General features: G+C 43.8%; 16 protein-coding genes and 1 pseudogene. 9 read left to right on the top strand and 8 right to left on the bottom strand.

The features are described from left to right. Positions 1-331 precede the first annotated feature (331 nt). From AC1DYT_RS23860 to AC1DYT_RS23845, 4 genes and pseudogenes are all read left to right on the top strand, one after another. Entirely contained in the window at positions 332-1,036 is a 705-nt protein-coding gene (locus AC1DYT_RS23860; RefSeq protein WP_477472004.1) for a hypothetical protein, read from the top strand. After that, a pseudogene (locus AC1DYT_RS23855) lies at positions 1,017-1,067 on the top strand (hypothetical protein); the annotation flags it as partial. The gene AC1DYT_RS23860 and the pseudogene AC1DYT_RS23855, both read left to right, overlap by 20 nt. A gap of 3 nt (positions 1,068-1,070) precedes the next feature. Continuing rightward, entirely contained in the window at positions 1,071-2,798 is a 1,728-nt protein-coding gene (locus AC1DYT_RS23850; RefSeq protein ID WP_477472003.1) for a T9SS type B sorting domain-containing protein, read from the top strand. Positions 2,799-3,235: 437 nt separating this feature from the next. Beyond that, a complete protein-coding gene (locus tag AC1DYT_RS23845) occupies positions 3,236-5,044 on the top strand; it encodes an ATP-binding protein (RefSeq protein ID WP_477472002.1) in 1,809 nt (602 codons plus the stop codon). A gap of 200 nt (positions 5,045-5,244) precedes the next feature. Here the strand turns inward: AC1DYT_RS23845 and AC1DYT_RS23840 are convergent, their stop codons facing one another. Together AC1DYT_RS23840 and AC1DYT_RS23835 are read right to left on the bottom strand one after the other, a co-directional pair. Then, the gene (locus AC1DYT_RS23840; RefSeq protein ID WP_477472001.1) at positions 5,245-7,896 is read right to left on the bottom strand and encodes a PD-(D/E)XK nuclease domain-containing protein; all 2,652 of its coding nucleotides are present in this window, start codon (positions 7,894-7,896) and stop codon (positions 5,245-5,247) included. Positions 7,897-7,972: 76 nt separating this feature from the next. After that, positions 7,973-8,368 carry a DUF559 domain-containing protein gene (locus AC1DYT_RS23835; RefSeq protein ID WP_477472000.1) on the bottom strand — a complete coding sequence of 132 codons (396 nt, stop codon included), beginning with the start codon at positions 8,366-8,368 and terminating at the stop codon, positions 7,973-7,975. A gap of 350 nt (positions 8,369-8,718) precedes the next feature. Between AC1DYT_RS23835 and AC1DYT_RS23830 the strand changes: the two genes are divergently transcribed. Both AC1DYT_RS23830 and AC1DYT_RS23825 read left to right on the top strand, forming a co-directional pair. Further along, positions 8,719-9,759 carry an SH3 domain-containing protein gene (locus AC1DYT_RS23830; RefSeq protein ID WP_477471999.1) on the top strand — a complete coding sequence of 347 codons (1,041 nt, stop codon included), beginning with the start codon at positions 8,719-8,721 and terminating at the stop codon, positions 9,757-9,759. 7 nt (positions 9,760-9,766) lie between these two features. Further along, positions 9,767-10,663: a CsgG/HfaB family protein gene (locus tag AC1DYT_RS23825; RefSeq protein WP_477471998.1), complete on the top strand. Its 897-nt coding sequence runs from the start codon at positions 9,767-9,769 to the stop codon at positions 10,661-10,663. 263 nt (positions 10,664-10,926) lie between these two features. Here AC1DYT_RS23825 and AC1DYT_RS23820 read toward each other — a convergent pair whose 3' ends face one another. After that, on the bottom strand, positions 10,927-11,751 hold the full coding sequence (locus AC1DYT_RS23820) for a lytic transglycosylase domain-containing protein (protein WP_477471997.1): 825 nt from the start codon (positions 11,749-11,751) through the stop codon (positions 10,927-10,929). A 234-nt stretch (positions 11,752-11,985) separates the two neighbouring features. Between AC1DYT_RS23820 and AC1DYT_RS23815 the strand changes: the two genes are divergently transcribed. Continuing rightward, entirely contained in the window at positions 11,986-13,461 is a 1,476-nt protein-coding gene (locus tag AC1DYT_RS23815; RefSeq protein WP_477471996.1) for a pseudouridine synthase, read from the top strand. A 396-nt stretch (positions 13,462-13,857) separates the two neighbouring features. Beyond that, positions 13,858-14,988: a lactonase family protein gene (locus AC1DYT_RS23810; RefSeq protein WP_477471995.1), complete on the top strand. Its 1,131-nt coding sequence runs from the start codon at positions 13,858-13,860 to the stop codon at positions 14,986-14,988. Positions 14,989-15,102: 114 nt separating this feature from the next. Here the strand turns inward: AC1DYT_RS23810 and AC1DYT_RS23805 are convergent, their stop codons facing one another. Continuing rightward, on the bottom strand, positions 15,103-15,609 hold the full coding sequence (locus tag AC1DYT_RS23805) for a hypothetical protein (RefSeq protein WP_477471994.1): 507 nt from the start codon (positions 15,607-15,609) through the stop codon (positions 15,103-15,105). Between the two features lie 296 nt (positions 15,610-15,905). On the opposite strand from AC1DYT_RS23805, the gene AC1DYT_RS23800 reads away from it, so the two are divergent. Beyond that, on the top strand, positions 15,906-16,295 hold the full coding sequence (locus tag AC1DYT_RS23800; protein ID WP_477471993.1) for a RidA family protein: 390 nt from the start codon (positions 15,906-15,908) through the stop codon (positions 16,293-16,295). On the opposite strand, the gene AC1DYT_RS23795 is transcribed toward AC1DYT_RS23800, so the two are convergent. The 4 genes from AC1DYT_RS23795 to AC1DYT_RS23780 form a co-directional block, all read right to left on the bottom strand. Continuing rightward, complete coding sequence (locus AC1DYT_RS23795) at positions 16,292-16,801, bottom strand: GNAT family N-acetyltransferase (protein ID WP_477471992.1); 510 nt, start codon at positions 16,799-16,801, stop codon at positions 16,292-16,294. The two genes, AC1DYT_RS23800 and AC1DYT_RS23795, sit on opposite strands and share 4 nt — an antisense overlap. A 7-nt stretch (positions 16,802-16,808) precedes the next feature. Continuing rightward, on the bottom strand, positions 16,809-17,948 hold the full coding sequence (gene bshA, locus AC1DYT_RS23790) for an N-acetyl-alpha-D-glucosaminyl L-malate synthase BshA (RefSeq protein WP_477471991.1): 1,140 nt from the start codon (positions 17,946-17,948) through the stop codon (positions 16,809-16,811). A 340-nt stretch (positions 17,949-18,288) separates the two neighbouring features. Further along, positions 18,289-18,699, bottom strand: coding sequence for a hypothetical protein (locus tag AC1DYT_RS23785; protein WP_477471990.1), 411 nt, complete (start codon positions 18,697-18,699; stop codon positions 18,289-18,291). A 175-nt stretch (positions 18,700-18,874) separates the two neighbouring features. Then, positions 18,875-19,564, bottom strand: a complete 690-nt coding sequence (locus AC1DYT_RS23780; protein ID WP_477471989.1) for an SIMPL domain-containing protein — start codon at positions 19,562-19,564, stop codon at positions 18,875-18,877. Positions 19,565-19,758 lie beyond the last annotated feature (194 nt).

Raw genomic sequence — 19,758 nt, 5'->3', positions numbered from 1 at the left:
GTAAGGACATTGCGGCTCATGCTGCCACCTAAGCCCTTCCAGATAATCTATACAGACTTCCTGACTCGGAAATCTTGTAAATACTTCTCCTACATTCATTTACCTTAAATATACACATTTTTTATGTCTATTCATGGGCTATTACTCTCAAGAGGGGAATCGCTCAAGTCCCGGCTCGCATTAATTTAAACGCTATTTCCCTGTAATAAAAACAATTGCCTGCGATATACGAGCATATTTTTTGTATTTTGAGATCCTTCTATAAACACCACACGCTATGTTTACCTGGCTTCTATAAAATAGTTATTGAACAAAATTTAAGGATCTTCTTATGCGCAAGCCTTGTTGTTCAAAAATATCCTTACTTTTTACGGGTATCTTCCTGTTTGTATTCTCCTTTTTGCCAAAAACTTTCGCGCTAAATAACCCGTCGCCTCCAGCCGCAACAATTAGCGTGGGTGTTGCCAGCGGCATTATTTACACCTGCGCGGGTATTGCATCTGCAAGCCCAAACATTTCACAATTTCCTGTTTCGGGAGCTAATTTAACCGGTAACATTAGGGCAACGGCCCCGCCTGGCTTCGAGCTTTCACTTGTCGCCGGCAGTGGTTATAACAATATGGTCACACTTACTCCATCAAACGGCGCTGTAAGTAATGCGATTTTATATGTTAGGGCGGCAGCAACCGCGCCGGTTGGTTATATAGCAGGTAATGTAATTTTAACCGCTGCGGGCAGCGCCGATCAAAGTGTAGAGGTAATAGGTATGGTATATGCTTTGCCAATGGTTAACCAGCCGCCAGATCAGGGCCCGCTGCCAAACGGATCAACAACTAACGCGGTTAATTTCGTTGGCAACACAGCTTCTTATACCTGGACCAATGATAACCCCGCAATTGGTTTGCCCGCCGGCGGCACGGGGGATATCCCTCCATTTACGGTGAAAAATACAAGCCTTACTACCCCCCCTTTCCGCCACAATTACGGTTACGCCGGTACGTCAAACAAATGCCTATATCCCCAATGCAGTATCTAACGATGTTTCGGTTATCGATGTTGTTACTAATAGGTTGGTTACCACAATTCCTGTTGGCAAAGGTCCGTTGGGTGTAGCGGTTAGCCCCGATGGCACCCGCGCATATATCGCCAATCAATCGGCGGATAATATTTCTGTTATTAACACGGTAACAAACAAGGTGGTGTCGGTTATTACGTTGCCGCCCGGCTCGCTGCCCTCCGGCATAGTAGTAAGTGCGGATGGGAACCTGGTGTATGTGGCCAATTTTGGTAAACAGTCGATATCGATAATTAACACAGCGACCAACGCAATAACCGAATCCATTCAGCTAAGCGGCGCATCTCCCTATGAGATAGCCCTGAACAGGGATGGGAGCCGGTTGTACAGCCCAAATCATTCATCTAACGGGGCTAACAGTATTTTAATAATAAACACCGCAACAAACGCCGTTATATCCACCATGGCGGTGGGCAATCAGCCCTTCAATGCTTGTGTGAGCCCCGATGGCTTGTTGTTATATGTTGCGAATACCAATTCAAGCAATGTTATTGTGATAAATACGGCGACAAATAAAATAGTTTCCACGATAAGCACGGGTAAGTGGTCCTGGAGGGTAACTACTAACCCCGACGGCAGCAGACTATATGTGACGAATTCAGGGGCGGGTACGGTGTCGGTAATAAATACGTCAGATAACAGCATTCTCACAACTATAAATGTCAGCGGGGACCCCACTGGCGAATCGTTCAATTTGGATGGAAGCCTGTTATATGTTGTAAGCCAAGGTTCCGATTTGATGTTGGTTATCGATCCGGTCGCTAATAAGGTCATTACCACGGTCGGCCTGGGCACTCATCCGCTTGGCCTGGGCAATTTTGTGATGCCCGAAACCGGGTGCACCGGTACGCCTGTTAAATTCAGCATTACCGTAGCGCCTGCAGAACCACCGCTTATTACAGTCACGGGCACGTTACAACCGCTGCAAACAACTTATGGCACACCTTCGGCACCTACATCGTTTACCTTGAATGGCACAAACATGCAGGCCGGTGTACTGGTGAGCCCCCCGCCCGGTTTTGAGCTTAGTACCGATAACAGCACCTTTAGCAATGCCATTACCGTTGGTGCCGCAGGTACTATTGCCCCAACCGTTGTTTATATCAGGTTAGCAGCAAGTGCCCCTGTTGGCAGTTACATGGGCAATGTGGTACTTAGTAGTGATAACGCTCCAAATGCCTCCATACCCATGTCGGCGAGTATAGTAAAGCCCGCGCCGCTCACCATTATAGCCGATGATAAAAACAAAAGTTACGGGCAAGTAAACCCTGCCCTAACGGTTACCTACAATGGTTTTAAAAATAACGATGGGCCCGCGCAACTAACATCTCAGCCCCTAATAACCACAACCGCTGTAACAACATCAGCGCCCGGCGAATATCCAATTACCGTAAGCGCGGCCGGCTCGCCTAACTATTCCATTACCTACGTGTTTGGGGAACTCATTGTTGCACCGGCAATAGTAGCCATACCAAACACTTTTACGCCAAATAATGATGGCATTAACGATACCTGGAACATACAATATTTGGATACTTTTCCAAATTGTACCGTTGATATATATAACAGGTACGGAACAAAAATATACGCCTCAATTGGTTATGCCGTGCCCTGGAACGGACGGTACAAGGGCGCTAATTTGCCGGCGGGCACCTACTACTATATCATAAACCTTCACGATGGATCGCCCGTTTTATCGGGAAGTATTACTATCCTCAGGTAACCGTAACGGGTGTTTTATATATGCAGATGATTAATCACATCGTCATTATAAGGCACGAAGCAACCTCTACGCAGGCAGGGCCGATGGGCATGGTGCTTACCTTGCAAGCAGACCACAAGTTTGGACCGGCAGGTGCGTAAAACACGCCCTCCTGGCCGCCCGGGCCGTTATAGTTTACGGATGTCCAGTCCTGTCGGCCAATCTTAACGGTGGTGAGGTGACTTGCAATTGATACCTAGCAGCCCAGACGCTGGAAGTTTCAGCAATTTAGTGATGCTTACGATGATGAAATATCAAGCTAACTTTTCATTTAAGAAAGCAGATGATGCGATAAATGCTGTACTTGATTTTTAAGAATTAGCGAATGAGATGATGAAAATGACATTCTAACTTTATATTATCTTTACAAATAAAAATCCTTATACCTGTTAGCAGAAATGGTTACTATCAATCAATTATTACAATTTAAAGAAGCCGAAAATAAAGTCGAATTTAAAGAGGCAAAAGGAGGGAATTATTCATTCAATGGTGGTAATAAACATGATCCTAAGGATAGACGGAAATGTATAATTGCATATACAACCGCTTTTGCTAACGAGGGTGGGGGTTATCTTGTTTTTGGAATTCATGATAAATATCCTCACACCGTAACCGGTACTAAACAGAGCGAAAACGAAACTGGAAAACTTGAACAGGAAATATATCGTGAGACAAGGATCAGAGTTGAAATAACTGAGCTTTTCGATGAATACAGGAAGCGCATTTTAGTGATTAAGATTCCTGGCCGTCCTCCCGGAAAAGTTTTCAAATTCGAAGATGTTGCGTTGATGCGTGTCGGCGAGGAGTTGTTACCAATGTCTGACGAACATTATTTAAAGATAGTACAGGAACAAGAGCCTGATTTTTCGCAAACGATTTGTGACGGCCTTTCCATAAATAGTCTCGATAAGCAGGCTATTCAAAAGATGAAAGAAGCTTACAGCAAAAAGCAGACGAATCCGATGTTTCTTACGCTTGACGATGAGCAGGCACTATCAGATCTAAAACTAAGCAAACACAATAAGTTCACTTACGCTGCACTGATTTTGCTGGGCAAAGAAGAAGTTATTCGCCAGTATTTGCCACAGGCTTCGATAAACTTAGAATATAGGAATGAAGGTGGACAAATAACATTTGATGAGCGTTATTTCTTTACTAAACCGTACTACCTGGCGATAGATGAGCTCTGGCAAACGATAAATTTAAGAAATAGTAAAGTCCCGGTTCAAGAAGGACCCTATATTTTCGACATACCCTATTTTAACGTACAGGTCATTCGAGAGGCCATTAATAATGCCATTGCTCACAGAGATTATCGTCGTACCTCGGAAGTGGTGATCAAACAATATCCCCAGGCTTTACAAATTATAAGTCCGGGAGGATTTCCCATTGGCGTGTCTCTAAAAAATTTACTTACGGTAAGCAGTACTCCAAGAAATAGATTGTTGGCAGATGTCCTTGCAAAAACAGGTATAGTTGAGCGGTCTGGTCAAGGAGTAGACAAAATCTTTTATCAATCTATTACAGAGGGTAAAGGCGCTCCGGATTATTCTTTATCAGATGATTTTCAAGTACAATTAAATCTTTCCGCAATAGTTAAAGATAAAGCTTTTGCTTTATTCATAAATAAGACTCAGAATGATAGGGAAGAAAAACTGAGTCTAACAGAAGTTTTAATACTTAATGAAATTCGGGAAGGTAAACCAAAGGATTCGTTGGATAAAATTATTTGTGAAAAACTACAGTCGGAGGGACTCATAGAAAAAATTGGAAAAACAAACAGGCAGCAATGGCGCTTAAGTAAATCGTATTACTCTTTTGTCAGTAAAGAGGTGGATTATACAAGAAATACTCCTATTGATGAATCTTTCGTCATCATGAAGATTACTCAGTATCTCAAGTCTTTTGGAAGTGCTAAAATGGGAAAGTTTGTGGAGCTATTTGATGACCAGCTTACCAGAGAGCAAATAAAGAATATAGTTTACAAATTGTCTTCGAATAATGTACGATACTTAGACTATAAAGGTTCAGGAACAGGAAGAGAATATAGTTTAGGAAAAGGAAGAACAGAAGGAAATAAGTTAATAGAAAAAGCAATATTAATAGGAATAGAAGAATTAAAACGAAGAGGAGAATTAGTCATAGAAGGAAAAGAAACTTTAGACAATCCACAAGAAGAACACAAGAAAGACACAGGAAAAGAATGAATTTTTATTGTGAATTATATTAAAGCGTTGAAAATTAGACATTTATATTTTATTTAAATCCACAAGAAACCCACAAGGAATTGAGTTTTCCACAAGAATAAATCCTACATGCAAAGTAGCCGACATGTAATTGGGCGGGTTAAAGAGTGATTCTGCTCTGCTAAGGGGCCACAAGTAGGGCACTTGCGGGGGCACAGGGATTAGATTTTGCCAAACCTTTGCAACTTTTCAATTTTTAATTTGTCAACCTCTTTATTTAATACTTTTTCCAGATCAGCTATCTTTTTAACCTGTTTAACCGAATAGTTTTTATGCAAATAAGTTTGAGAGCGGAACGCTCCATCTTGCGATTTACTTTTTAAGGCATCAGAAAAGTCATATTTTACGGAGAAGTAAGATCGAACACCCTTGTATTCGAAATAATAGGAAATTGAAATTTCTTCCAATAAGATAATTTCTTTGAAGACATCTTCAGATAGCTCTCGTAACCCCTCAAGCTTTTTGCCTCGAAACAAAATGATTAAGTCTTTCTCAGTTTTGTCCGCATAAGTTTCGGGTATGACTTTACTTTCATCAAATATGTACTTCAATCCTTTAATATCTTGACGTATAAAAAAGTCGCAGCTGCTGATATTATTGAAACTCAATAGAAAATTCACACGCTCTTTATTTGATGAGAAATCAGAAAATTTAATTTCTGTAGTTTCTTCCGCAACATGTCCATGCGCAAGTAACTCGGTTCTAATTATTGAATTTATTCTATTTGCTATCGTTTTAGCATCTTTTGAATTTGTTTCAACATTATTTAGCATGAACCCGCCGGCGATTTTTTGGTAAGTGATTCTTATCGGCTCCCAGGTCGTATTTAGAGCAATATGCTTGGTTGGGTCTTTTTTCTCAACGTATGATGAAAAAACATATAAATCTGGTTGCTGAGGGTCAGGCGTGAAAATTACTGGGTGGTTTAATTTGGCTTGCAAACCCTCCGTAATGTTTCTGAAATCCGGTTTGATTTCGTTAAAGATTTCGGTTATCGATGATTGACTTACTACTGGCAAAAAGTATGGTACACTGCTTACGGGCCTTTCTTTGACATTTATCAAATTAATAAAGTTTTCTAGTTCGATTGGACTAAATAAAAGGCTAACCATTAAGTCCATTAATTTTCGCTTATCGGCGTTTTTTAGAAATATCCCTTTATGAGACAAAAATATCTTTAAGTCCTGAGCGCTTATATTTTCAGTGCTCAAAATTGGTTTCAAAATGTCTCCGTAGGGTAATTGCTCCCTAAAAATGGGATTAACTTTGAGCGCGTCTTGTTCTTGAATGGCTTCTACTTCTGTAGATATATCAGTCGTTTTGGGAACCAAAACGTCAACAATTTGACTGATTTCAATATTTGTATTTTTTCTGACGGAAATCTTATTCAAGATGTCAACATTATCAAATGATCGAAGGACTTCAACAACTTCGTTTTGCAAACTATTTGTGTAATCACTAAAGTAAATTAAATACTCATTTGCAAACCCACTTGTCAAGCGAATTAAAAACCAAATGATTTTCTTAAGATTATCTTTTTGATAAGGGTCTGAACAGAAAAGTAAAACACTGATTTGTTCTTTATTCTCTTTTATAATAGGTAAAATATTAGTGTTTATATATTCTGGAGGAAGTTGAAAGCCCCGTTTGCCAATTTTATTGAAGGATGAATTAAATTCTGTTATTGGGTAAAGGAATTTTACCGGCAATTCTTCCCGGTAATTTTTAGCAGTGATAATTGAACTAATTAGAAAATTAGCTTTAGTATTATCTATTAAAAAATAGTGTTGTTCAAGTTCTAAAAGCTCATTACGGAACAATTCTTTATTTTGATAAATAAAATCTTTGTTTACATCCTTGTCATCGGTAGATATCCAAAAAAGAATATTAAAAACAGCATTTCTCTTTTCATTATCAATTTTTCGATTTGCTTTATAATCCTCGGTAATTAGGTTAGTCGCCGTCAGGAAATTCCTTATCTGCGGACGCGCCTGTTCTGGATATTCATAATCCTGAATTGTATTTAAAAATATGTGATCGGTCGTATTGTCTTTCAACTTGCTTTCGAAATTGACATAGTAATCAACGACTGCAGTTTCGTTACTCAAAAGTTTTTCGTCGTAATAATCCAATTTGATGTTTGTTATATAATGCTGCCAACCAATAAGCTTTAGGAAGTTTATCGAAACCTGTTGTTCGAAAGTCAAGGCTACATCTTGTTGTTCGAGCGCACTGAATTTTACAAACGGATTTTTTGTGACATGTGCTTCAATTGCGTTTAGCCAATTAAGCAACACGTCGTCGAAATCTTCTTTTGAGATAGTTTTTCCAAAAATTGAATCTTTTCCTAGTTTGAAGTTTAAGCTATTGATGATCACTTCATTTAAAGTAGATTGAACTTTGGTGCGATTTTTCTTTTCATAAAATTGATTTAGTTTGAAAATCGAATCTGATAGTAGCAAACCGAAGTCCAATGGCTTTAACACAATATCAACACCATCGATAGCTGGAGTTTCGTTAAGCTTGCTATCGGGTAAGCCGATACATATTAATTCATAATTATCTGCTTCGGTTGAAGATTTTAATTCCAAGGCCCATTTTTTTGCCGTCGAATAGGTTATCAAATTCTGCGAAGACTTGACTTGAACAAGCCTTGTTTTGGCATCAGTCATCACCCATTTTACATCGACTTTTTCAGATGCATCGTTAGGTTCGATTGTGACAGTTGCCCAAGGTTTGTATTGGGAAAGGCTGTCTAATACTGTGATAATAGTTTGTAGTAGATAACCACGCACTCCATGCTGACCGCCCATATTGGTAAGTTTTTTAATTTTATAAATAAAACTTTGTGTTTAAAAAGTTAGCCGGCTGTTTTTTATTGTCAGGCCATTACTTAAATAAATTCATAAGCGAAAACCCCTTTTTTGGTTGCCGCTTCAAATTCAGCTCTAAAAATTCGGTAATATAATCGGCTGTTTCTTCGGCATTCCAGCGCATGAGAGAGTTCGGTATCCTAAGCGTAACGTATCCTTGTCTAAAGGCATGAAAGGTGCGTTTTAAATCTGATAATGCCTGTTGGTTATTGTAGTTATGATGTGCTCCGTCTACCTCGATATGCACCTTGGATTCTTCAATTACAATATCTACGCTTTTATAGCCATCATGCTTTTCGAGCTCGGCTGGTACACCATTTTGTTTCAAAAGAAAATAGAGCCGTATTGCCTCCGGCGTTGCTTGATGGTTTCTAATCCAATCCTGATGTTGCCTGCACAAGGGGATACCCATGTTCTGGGTAGAATAATAGTAAACGTTGCCTGCAATAGCGCAACCACATTCATCGCAATACATAAAGATAATTAGGATTATAAGTGCGTAATCTACCCTTAAGTATTTGGTAATACAATAGGTATAAACACCTGATTTTGTTGGGTTAAAACTCCCGCTTCCGCAAGTCACCTCAACTTGTGGCCCGCATGCAAAGTAGCCATCATATAATTGGGAGGGTTAAAGAGCGTTGCGGCTTTGCGTAGTTACCACAAGGCAGAGGCAATTGTGGAGTATTGATAAAAAAATAATGCAGATAAAAAATATTAAACCTATATTTATCTGAATTGTAACCTGTTAACCTTATTAAAATGAACCTTAAAAAATATCAGTTTATTTTACTACTATCCATTCTATGTGGCTTGGGTATATTCTTTTCTGGTTGCGTGGCTTTGCTTGAATTGGGGGAAATTGAACTCGGTGCGGCTGGTTTAGAGGTGGAGGCTGCCGGTACGTTAAGATTAGTTGCGCCTGAAGTCGTGGCCGAGAATATTAGTAGCGTAACAATGTTAGAAGAAGGGGAGTTAAGCGCTATTCAAAACGGAAGAATGGCCAAATTCGCAGAAGTGCTCGAAAACAATAAGATAGTTTTAAAAAGCGGGCAAGTGGTGAAATTGCCAGGCTCTCTTTATACCGTAAACGAAGAAGTTTTTGTAAGGCAGGGTCCGTTTAATAACAGTAGTATATTAGGAGGTGAGCGCTATTCAAGTGGCCGCATGGTTATTGTAAGCGATGCCACAAATGGGTGGTACGAAATCATGCTACCCAACCATCAATTTGGCTTCCTTCCAGCAAATTCAGTGTCCAGAGTGCACTCTAGTCATCTTAATAAGTACAAAAAAAAGCCCGAACGGCAGAAGGGTTTCCATAAAGGCGTGAATTACATAGTAAATAGTTCATTCATCAACTCTACTCAAACAAGAGATATGATTGTAAATATTACATATGATGACGGAAGTTTTGATGAAATGACAAGCTTGAAAATTAATAGTATTGCCATGGAAAAAGGATATAGGTCAACGCCATCATTTTTTTCAAAATACTACTACATAGATGAATTAGGGAACCAACTAAGGATTGGAAATCTTAATTACATTAACAATCTTAACCTAAACAAGTTTGCGGATTACCTACTCATTGGAATGCATTCAACAAAGGTGAGACCAAATTTGATTGAAGCGAACATGCTTACTTCTGATTTGACTTACACACTTAACCTCATTAATTTAAAAACGGGCGCTATAGAGAAGTCATTCGTAAATACTATACATGGAAATGGATGGACTGACTCCGCAGCAAGAGAAGATGCTTTACAGTCTTTTTGTCAAATAGTAAATAACAGTAAATTTTAAACTCATTATGAAAAAGACGGCACTCTCCATTTTGTTCATTTTAACAGGGTTTGTGCGATTGGCACAGGCTCAAGATGTAAGTTCTTCTTTTGATTCAAGCTTACAGCATTTAACCGATCAATTGTCAGCAAAGCTTACTAAGTACTCGTCCTTAAAAATGGCTGTTTGGGAATTGACTGATTTGGATGATGAGGTATCTCCCATCGGTAAATATATCGCTGAGGACGTGTCCGTAAATCTTTCTGATAAATTCCATGTGGCAAATAGGAATCAGTTAAAAACCTTGATGAAGGAAAATAAGTTATGGTCAGAAGGCTTCATTAATCAAGCCACTTTAACCCAGGTGAAGAAACTATCAGATATAAATATCATAATATCTGGTAAAATTGCCGTTTTGGCCCAAAACATCAAAATTACTTTGGTGGCATTGGATGTAGACGGCAATATACTTGCTGCCACAAAGGGAGATGTCGTTAGAAATGACGACATTAATGAACTACTTGGCGTAAACACAGGAAATTCCAACCAGGGTTTCAACAGATCGTTAAATTCAAACGAACAGAAAAACAATCCGCAAACGGTCGGTAACGACTGCGCAAACCAGCATATTGGCGACTATTGTTTTCGAAATTCGTCGAAGAGCAATTTAGAGATAACCGTAAATTATAAGCTCTTATCAGACGGAATGCAACCTTTTGGTTCAGCTATAGTTTTTACCCTAAAACCCGGCGAATCAAAATGCGTTAATGCACTAATTGCTTATGGCCGCCGATATAGCTTTAAGGCAATTAGACTGCCACGATCTGATCAGAGTCTTGTCTTCTGTGATGGTTGTTATGAAACTGTTGACGAAGGTTTTTTTATAGTAGAGCAGTGCAAATCAAAAACGTATGAAATTAGATAAGCTATACGTCAACAACAACGCAGTAAACCATCCCGGCTACTCTGCCTACCTATGATTGCCGCGCTATCGCTCGCAAAGACGATGGGGTAGATGTGCAGATTTCAAATTTTAGATGTGCGGATGAGAAAGGTTGTGCAGATGAAAAATTGAAAATCATTACATCCTCCATCTGAAATCTGCACATCTAAAATCTGCACATAAAAAAAGCCGCCCCAAGGGCGGCTTCATTTCTTGTGCTCCGTAATTTTTTGAATTACAATTGTTTAGTTGGCGGCTGCCAACAGGTAAGTTGGTACGGTTTCCTGCTTGCGCAGGTAGCTGTAATAGTTTTTGTAGCCGTACTTGCGGGGGTGGTTGATCACCTCTTTCATGGCAATAAGCTTGTACACGTAGCTGCCGGTTTCGCGGTTAAGGCTCATGCGGAAGTAATTGTCCTCATTTTGCTTGTTAATGGCGCGGTTTAGCTTAATGCTGCCGTTGTTGTAGGCGGCTGCAGCAAGCGTCCAGCTGTGGAACTCGCCATACAGTTCTTTAATGTACTTGCAGGCCGCGATGGTTGATTTACGCACGTTCAGGCGTTCGTCTACCCCGCCGCGCACTTTCAGTCCGTAGGTGCGTGCGGTGCCGGGCATAAACTGCCAGATGCCACGTGCGCCCTTGGGCGATGTGCCTTCGCATAAGCCGCTCTCTACCAGGGGCACATACTTAAAGTCTTCGGGGATACCGTAGGCTTTCAGGATGGGCTCGATGATGGGGAAAAGCTTGTCGGCTTTAATGTGCAGCATGTTCGATTGAACATACTTGAACCTGTTTTTAGTGATTGATTTCTGAAGTTTAAGGTCTACCCGTTTGTCGTTAAGCGGTATGGCTTCATCGGCAAAGCTAAAGATGCTTTCTACAGCGTCGGGCCGGTAAAATACCAGCGACGCTACTGCGTTCGCAACTTTAATTTTTGGGGTAGTTTTTGTACTGTTTTTCACAGTAAGTACAGGTTCTGTACCGAAGATGTTGAGGGCCGAAACGATAACCAGCACCAGCATTACGGAGCACGTAATTAAGTGATTTTTACGCATTTCAATTTTACTCATTTATTAAACATTTGGTATAATGTGCTGCAAAGGTACGCTATACAATTCACATTGTCAACTACTTAGTATGGGGATAGTGTATTGACCGTTTTTCAAAACCGTCCAAAATCGCGCTTTAAACTACTTTAAACAACGTTTTTGAACCGATAAGGTTTTTTGATTTTTTTATAAAAATGCGGCCAAAATGTTGTACTTTTGACCCTCTCACGCTGCGAAAGCGCAAACTAAAAATATATGGTATTTAAGAAACCAACGGGCAGTCGCGACGACAAAGCCAACAACAATTCAGCCCGCCCAAGAAGTGGCGGCGGCGCATCAAAACGCACCTCATCTGCATCAGCAGGCAAGCCATACGGCAGCCGCGATGCCGAAAGCAAGAACCACTACAGTACCGATAAGCGGTCATCAAGCTACTCAAAACCCAACAACGACCGCCCCGAAGGAGATAACGACAGGCCAAAACGCGGCACATCGTCGGGCTCATCATTCAGCGGTGGCGATAAAAAAGCATTCGTGCCCAAAGGCAGGCCATACAGCGGTCGCCCAACCGGCGATAGCGACGGCCCGAAACGCAGCTTCGGCGGCGACGACCGCAAAAGCTTTACCCCTAAAGACCGCCCATACAGCGGCCGCCCCACAAACGATAGCGATACACCGCGTACGCCACGCGGCCTGGGCCCGGCATCCTTCAAAAAAACAACCTCGAAAGATAAACCCTTTGGCAACCGCCCAACCGGCGCGGATAGCGACCGCCCTAAACGCAGCTTCGGCGGCGATAGCGATAAACCAAAGCGCGCCTTTGGCGATACCAGCGGCGAGCGCAAGCCATACAACCGCGCACCAAAACCCGGTGCAGGCAACGGTACCGGCAAAAAAGATTTCGCCAACACTACATCGGGCTTCAAAAAACGCGACGAGGACCGCCCCGCAGCGGATGGCCCGAACCGCACTATGCGCAGCCGCAAAAACGCGCCTGCCCCCCGTGCTAAAGATGATGGCCTGATACGCCTTAACCGCTACATTGCCAACGCAGGTATCTGCAGCCGCCGCAAGGCCGATGAGCTGATCATGGCCGGCGTGGTATCGGTAAACGGCGAAGTAGTGAGCGAGCTTGGCCACAAGGTTGACCCGGTGAAGGACCTGGTGCGCTACAATGGCGAGGCGCTTAAACGCGAGCGCATGGTGTACGTACTGCTGAACAAACCCAAAGACTACATCACCACTACCGACGACCCGCAGGAGCGCCGCACCGTGATGCACCTGGTAGAGAAAGCCAGCAAAGAACGTATTTACCCCGTTGGCCGCCTCGACCGTAACACTACAGGCCTGATACTAATGACCAACGACGGCGACCTGGCCGATAAGTTAAGCCACCCCCGCAATAGCATTACCAAGCTTTACAATGTAGAGCTAAGCAAGGCCCTCACCCAAGGCGACCTGAACAAGATCGGCTTCGGCCTGGAGCTGGAAGACGGCTTCATCAAGCCTGATAGCATATCGTACGTAACAGGTGGCACCAAAAAAGAAATAGGCATACAAATACACAGCGGCAAAAACCGCATCGTGCGCCGCATTTTCGAAAGCCTGGGCTACGAAGTAGTGAAGCTGGATCGTTCGGTTTACGCCAACCTCACCAAAAAAGATCTTCCCCGCGGCCGCTGGAGATACCTCGACGAGAAAGAAGTGATACAACTGAAGCATTTGATATAGAACCGGAACCGGGATTAAGCGGATTTATTCGATTTATAGGATTAAAATACAAGGCTCCATTCATGGGGCCTTTTTTGATGGGCGCGATTTTACCACAAAGGCCGCAAAGGGAGGAGCACAAAGGGCACAGAGCCTTGCATGTGGAGAAGTTTGCACGCAAAGGCGCCAAGTTGCAATTTCTTTGTATTTATTCCTCCTTTTGCGGGCTTTGCGCCTTTGCGTGAAATAAAAATTCGCGTCACTTATCTTCGCGGCCTTTGTGTTAGCGTCCATGCAAATCTTTGTGCCCTTTGCGGTAAATTGATAATGCAGCCCCCTTTAAACTATTCCTCTCCCAAACCGTCTACTTTTTGCGCATTTTATTAACTTGCACACATAAACCAATATTTTCGATACATGAAAAACTTCCTGATGATGGCTGCGTTGCTGATACCTGCGGTTACCTTTGCACAAAAGCCACTGCCCAAAACCTACGATTTGCTGGTGGGTGCATATACCAACGGCAAAAGCAAGGGCATAACCGTGTTTCGTTTTTACGCAGAGACCGGCCGCCTGGCCTACCTGAGCCAGATAGACGACGTGAGCAACCCATCGTACCTTGCGGTATCGGCCGATAGCAAATTCGTGTACGCCGTAAACGAGAACGATAAGGGCGAAGTAAGTTCCTTTTCGTTCGACCCTAAAATGGGTTCGCTCAAATTCATCAACAAACAACTTACGCTTGGCGGCTCGCCATGCTACGTATCGGTAGATAAGGCCAACAAGAGCCTGTTTGTGGCCAACTACTCGGGTGGTAACATTTCGGTACTTCCCTTGAATGAAGACGGCTCTATAGCCCCCAGCGTGGAAACCATCGGCGATAGCGGACCTTTCGGCCCCAATAAAGAACGCCAGGAGAAAGCGCATGTGCACACCGCAGTGCTTAGTCCCGATGAAAAATATGTACTCTATACCGATTTGGGTACCGATAAGCTGCACGTAACCCGTTACAAGCCCGGTAAGGATAGCCCGCTATCCGGCGTGAAACCGCCCTTTGTAAGCGTTACCCCCGGCGGCGGCCCGCGTCACCTCGATTTTTCGCTGGACAAGAAACACCTGTACCTGATACAGGAGATGGGCAGCGCCGTTACCATGTTCGATTATAACAACGGCAAGCTTACGCAAAAACAAACCGTCACCCTGCTGAAGGATGGCTATACCGGCGCAACCGGCGCGGCAGATATACATGTATCGCCAAACGGCTTGTTCCTGTATGCCAGCAACCGCGGCGATGCAAATGATATTTCGGTATTCTCTATAAACCAGGAAACCGGCGAACTTACCTTTGTAGATCGCCGCGCCGTAAACGGCAAAACCCCGCGCAACTTCGTTATCGACCCAACGGGCAATTTCCTGCTGGTGGCCAACCAAAACAGCGATGTGGTTTATGTTTACAAGCTGGATAAAAATACCGGTAAGATGTTGAGCATCGTAAGCCGCGTTGAAGTAGGCAACCCGGTGTGCCTGAAGTTTGCACCGGCACAGTAGGGGTCAAAAGATTTGAGATATTAGATGTGAGATTTGAGACAGCTCACCCGAAAAAGAAAAAGCCCCGAATCACTTAAGATTCGGGGCTTTTTCTTTTTGATTTTTATCGCGCTGTTACGCTTTCACAAAAGTATAAATGATATACCCTGTACCGTTGCCTACTGCTACAGGCGATAACAAGGTCATGCCGCTATCGCTAACGCTGCCGATGTTAAGGCGGTAGCCTTCCTGCACGGTTTTTGCTTTATCGCCTTCGTATAATTTCTTAAACTGGAACTGCGTGCCGGTGCTGCCACCGTTATAAACCGACCAGAAGATGGTTTGCGAAGTACCGTCGCTTAAAGTATAGACGCCGTTGCCGCTGTTGGTGAACTTCCAGGTGCTACCTACGAAGGCTGAAGGTGCCGCCTGGTCGAAAACGTTTTGTACAGCATTGGGTACCAGGCCATCGTAATCAACTTTGGTCAATGTCCAGGTGCCTACGAATTTACCGCGCGATACGCTTGTTGCCGATGTTTGGGCCGTGCTGGTGCCGGTACTGGCATTCTGCGGGGTTGAACAGGCAGCGAAAGCAAAACTTAGGGCTACGATAGCAAGGGATGTTTGAAATATCTTTTTCATGGTTTCTGTATATATTATATATATAGCAACATAACATAAATCCTGCCAAAAGGTTAGAGTGGTAATTTATTATCGTGTGGGTTAAATTGCAGAGGGCGACCTCAGGGAAATCGTGTTTATCAGCAATTCGATCCGGGACTTGTGCGATTCACCGTTGCATGGTGGCGAACACACCCCTGCCACCACACAGGCCACCGCGCCTCCTCTCTAGAAGGGAATTGAAAACTTTGAACAATTCCTTGGGTTAAATATCTGTCTTTTAAGTATTTTTACGCACCAACACCAATTCACCAACCATGGCCGACCGTAAAAATTTCAACACTGATGCAGTGCCGCGTGGCACAAAAGTATTCCCACAGGCAGTAATTGCAAATGGCTTCATTTTCCTTTCGGGCACAGTGGGGTTTTCCCCGGCAACCGGCAAGCTTATCAGCGGGGGCTTTGAGGAACAGGTAGTGCAGGCCTTCGCCAATGTGAAAACCATTTTAGAAGCTGCCGGCGGCGGTTTGGATAAGGTTGTTAAAACCAGTATGTTCATGGTAAGCGGCTGCGACCCGGATTTCAGCATCGTCAACAAAATATATGCAGATGTTTTCGGCGAAGAAGCCCCTGCGCGCAGCTCGCCGCAGTTGATGCCTTTCCCCGGCGGGATATTGTTTTCGGTAGAGTGTATCGCGTTGGTTTAGCGACCGGCGACTGGCAGCTGGTATTCATACTGCACCTCATTATCCTCTAATTCGCGTACCTCAACAAAATTAAGGCGTTGCAGCAATTGTATGGCCGCGTGGTTTTGCTTTGTGGTGATAGATCCAATGCGGCTGAGCCCCATCGTATCCAGCCCATAGGTAACAGCCAGTTTCATGGCCTTGCTCATGTAACCTTTGCCACGGTATTGGGGCAGCAGCACAAAGCCAAGTTCGCCGGTGTTATTGGCGAAGCCCCGGTAATAGCCCAGCGTGCCCGCTATGTTGTTGGTAAGGGTGTCGATAATGCACCAGTGGATAGAGTTGCCGTCGGCGTAATCTTTATCTATACGGGCCTGCATCCCGGCGGCTTCGGCAAGCGTGGCGGCCGGTTCGCTATCGTAAAAGGAGATGGGCACCAGCGCGGGGATATCCGCTGGCATCACCTCGCGCAGCACGATACCATCGCCTGTGAGGCGTGGGAAAGCTGGGTAAGGTGGCAGGTTCATTGATAACCTATTGTGCCTGCTTACTCTTTTCTATTACTTCCTGATAGTAGTTTTCGTATTCGGGCAGTATCTTGCTCAACTCGAAGGTTTTTGCGTGTGCCAGGGCGTTTTCTTTGAACTGGTTCAGGCGGTCGTCGTCTTCCAGTATATAAATGGCGCGTTCGGCCATGCCGTCTACATCGCCCACGTCTCTCAGGAAGCCTGTAACGCCCTCTACGTTCAGCTCGGGCAGGCCACCTGCGTTGCTGCTGATAACCGGCACTTTGCAGGCCATGGCCTCTAATGCAGCCAGGCCGAAGCTTTCAGACACAGATGGCATCAGGAACAGGTCAGACACGGAAAGGATTTCTTCTATGGCGTCCTGCTTGCCCAGGAAGCGTACATGCTCGGCAATGCCCAGTTCGCGACTCATGCGCTCGCAAAGCGAACGCTCGCCACCATCGCCCACCATCAAAAGCTTGGCCGGGATGGCTTTCACCACCTCGGCAAATATCTTTATCACATCTTCGGTGCGTTTTACCGGGCGGAAATTGGAGGTATGTACCAGTACTTTTTCGCCGTTGGGAGCTATGGCCTTTTTGAAGTGGTCCTTCGGTTTCAGGCTGAAGCGGTGCAGGTCGATAAAGTTGGGGATAACCTTGATCTCTTTTTCTATCTTAAAGTACTTGTAGGTGTCATCGCGCAGGTGGGCCGATACCGCCGTAACGCCGTCTGATTTATTGATGGAGAACGTAACGACAGGCTTGTAGGTGCGATCTTGCCCCACCAGGGTGATATCCGTACCGTGCAGCGTGGTTATGAAGGGGATATTGATGCCGTAGGTAAGCAGTATCTGCTGGGCCATAAACGCTGCCGAAGCATGGGGGATAGCGTAGTGCACGTGCAGTACATCCAGTTTCTCGAAACGTACCACATCTACCAGCCGGCTGGCCAGGGCAAGCTCATAAGGCGGATAATCAAACAATGGGTAGTTAGACACCGAAACCTCGTGGTAAAAAAGGTTCTCGGAAAAGAAATCGAGCCGGGCGGGCTGATTATAGGTAACGAAATGAACCTGATGCCCCCTATCGGCGAGGGCCTTACCTAACTCTGTGGCTACAACCCCGCTACCGCCAAAAGTGGGGTAACATACAATTCCAATCTTCATTTTATGCTGATACGATTTAAGCAATTATAACCCTAACCACAGCAAACACCTGTATGCCACAGCGCCGTTATAACGCATGCAAGTTTAACAGCAATTTGTGATAAATGTGTTAGCGTTATGTAAAAGTTTGGATGGGGAAAGAGAGCCACGAATTAAGAACCAAGAATCAAGATAGGAATAGGCAGTTTGCAGTAGCGGTTGCAGTTGCAGGGAGGCAGCTTGCGGAAGTGGCGAACGAGAAATTAAATAGCGAGATGCTGACCGATTAGCTAATCGGCATGATGGCTATAGAGAGGGCATGCACCCAATGAACTAATGAACAAGTGAACCAATGAACTAATTAAGCTACTCCGGCCACCCAGCTTACAAGGGTAGCATCAAGCACGCTGTTGATGGCGCTGAGGGCGGCTTTGCTCTTGGTTACTTTTTCCAGGTCTTCCTGGTAAAAGAAATGGTTTACGCCCAATACTTTCAACAGGCCGTCTACGCGGGTATGCTCCTTGTTTTTGTAGCAGCAGATTTTAATGTTGCGGTAAAAGTTGTTGGATTGCAGGCGGCGCAATACTTTTTCCAATTCGGGGCCCATATATTCGTAATCGAATAAGATTACATCGGGCTTCAGCTCGTGTATCGACGGGAAAATAGCCGTTTGAGCAGATACCTGCCGAACAGATTTATAACCAGCGGTTAACTCAGCAGGAAATGCTTTCGGGGCTACCAAAAGTACTTTTTTAGAACGAGAACTAATCATGCTCAAATGAATTGGGGTACGTAAAGATAAAATGTACTTTTTACATTATCAAGCAGTTCTAAGTATAAAAATGATATTTATTTCACTAATAATGATTGCGTTTATATTAAAAATTGATTTAAAAAAAAGCCGGGCTTAAATATTAAGCCCGGCGCATTAAAATTATCTTAAAAGCTTATTTTATTTCGAAAACCGCTTGTATGGTAAAACTCAGTTTTATCTTCTTGAAATCGATATCGGAGTCGGGTGCAACGTCGGCCTGGGCGGCTTTTGCCATGTACATTACACCGCGCGGCGAAGGGAAGCTGCTGTTGTCATTCTCTACGATGTTGATAGCTCCGCCAAGCTTTTCGCCAATGCCGGCAAGTAAGAAAGAAGCCTTATCGCGGGCCGCCAAAAGGGCCTTCAGCTTCAGGTCGTTCTTCAGTGTGTTGATCTTCGAATAATCATAGCTATCTATATTGGTGTACTGGATGCCCTTAGGGTCAACCTTGCTCAGTATCTGATCGAACTTGTTCAGGTCGCGGAATTTGATGCCATAGGTTTTGCTCGCCAAAAAATCGGGGTTTTTCTTTTTCTCGGTGGTATAGTTCCAGCTGGATAGGTTGTTGATGGTGAAATCTTCCTTGGCTATGCCGGCTTCGGCAATGGCTTTTTCCAGCTGGGTTTCCAGATGGGCAATGGTTATTTTCTTTTTGCCATCCAGGTATTCTTTAAGCGAGATGGATACGTTGATGATATCGGGGGTAACCTCCTGCTCGGCAATGCCGGTAACTTCTATCTTGCGGCGCATATCTACAGTTTGCGCAAACGTTGTGGTAAAGGCCGATGCAWCCAAAACGGCTGCTAGTATTAATTTTTTCATGAGTGCTTTTTTTGTTGTTATGTGTATGTAGATAAGTTTACGCGCTTAAGGTTTAATATGTAACAAGGATAATAGGTATTTGCTATAACCCCCGTAGGGCACAGGTGGTTTTAATTATTTGCGGGGAGCTTGCACCGCGTGCATAAAAAAGCCTCGCTTTTAACCGGAGGCCCATACCTTTTTGAAGTTTTATA

This window comes from Mucilaginibacter sp. P1_D10 (genome assembly GCF_056406215.1).
The sequence above is the reverse complement of the archived record's forward strand: the minus strand, read 5'-3'. Positions and strand labels throughout refer to the sequence as shown.

Coding starts and splice junctions, on each gene's coding strand:
- AC1DYT_RS23785 (WP_477471990.1), bottom strand. CDS start 18,699: ATGATTAGTTCTCGTTCTAAAAAAGTACTTTTGGTAGCCCCGAAAGCA.
- AC1DYT_RS23795 (WP_477471992.1), bottom strand. CDS start 16,801: ATGAACCTGCCACCTTACCCAGCTTTCCCACGCCTCACAGGCGATGGT.
- AC1DYT_RS23800 (WP_477471993.1), top strand. CDS start 15,906: ATGGCCGACCGTAAAAATTTCAACACTGATGCAGTGCCGCGTGGCACA.
- AC1DYT_RS23815 (WP_477471996.1), top strand. CDS start 11,986: ATGGTATTTAAGAAACCAACGGGCAGTCGCGACGACAAAGCCAACAAC.
- AC1DYT_RS23825 (WP_477471998.1), top strand. CDS start 9,767: ATGAAAAAGACGGCACTCTCCATTTTGTTCATTTTAACAGGGTTTGTG.
- AC1DYT_RS23820 (WP_477471997.1), bottom strand. CDS start 11,751: ATGAGTAAAATTGAAATGCGTAAAAATCACTTAATTACGTGCTCCGTA.
- AC1DYT_RS23810 (WP_477471995.1), top strand. CDS start 13,858: ATGAAAAACTTCCTGATGATGGCTGCGTTGCTGATACCTGCGGTTACC.
- AC1DYT_RS23805 (WP_477471994.1), bottom strand. CDS start 15,609: ATGAAAAAGATATTTCAAACATCCCTTGCTATCGTAGCCCTAAGTTTT.
- AC1DYT_RS23835 (WP_477472000.1), bottom strand. CDS start 8,368: ATGGGTATCCCCTTGTGCAGGCAACATCAGGATTGGATTAGAAACCAT.
- AC1DYT_RS23830 (WP_477471999.1), top strand. CDS start 8,719: ATGAACCTTAAAAAATATCAGTTTATTTTACTACTATCCATTCTATGT.
- AC1DYT_RS23845 (WP_477472002.1), top strand. CDS start 3,236: ATGGTTACTATCAATCAATTATTACAATTTAAAGAAGCCGAAAATAAA.
- AC1DYT_RS23840 (WP_477472001.1), bottom strand. CDS start 7,896: ATGGGCGGTCAGCATGGAGTGCGTGGTTATCTACTACAAACTATTATC.
- AC1DYT_RS23860 (WP_477472004.1), top strand. CDS start 332: ATGCGCAAGCCTTGTTGTTCAAAAATATCCTTACTTTTTACGGGTATC.
- bshA (WP_477471991.1), bottom strand. CDS start 17,948: ATGAAGATTGGAATTGTATGTTACCCCACTTTTGGCGGTAGCGGGGTT.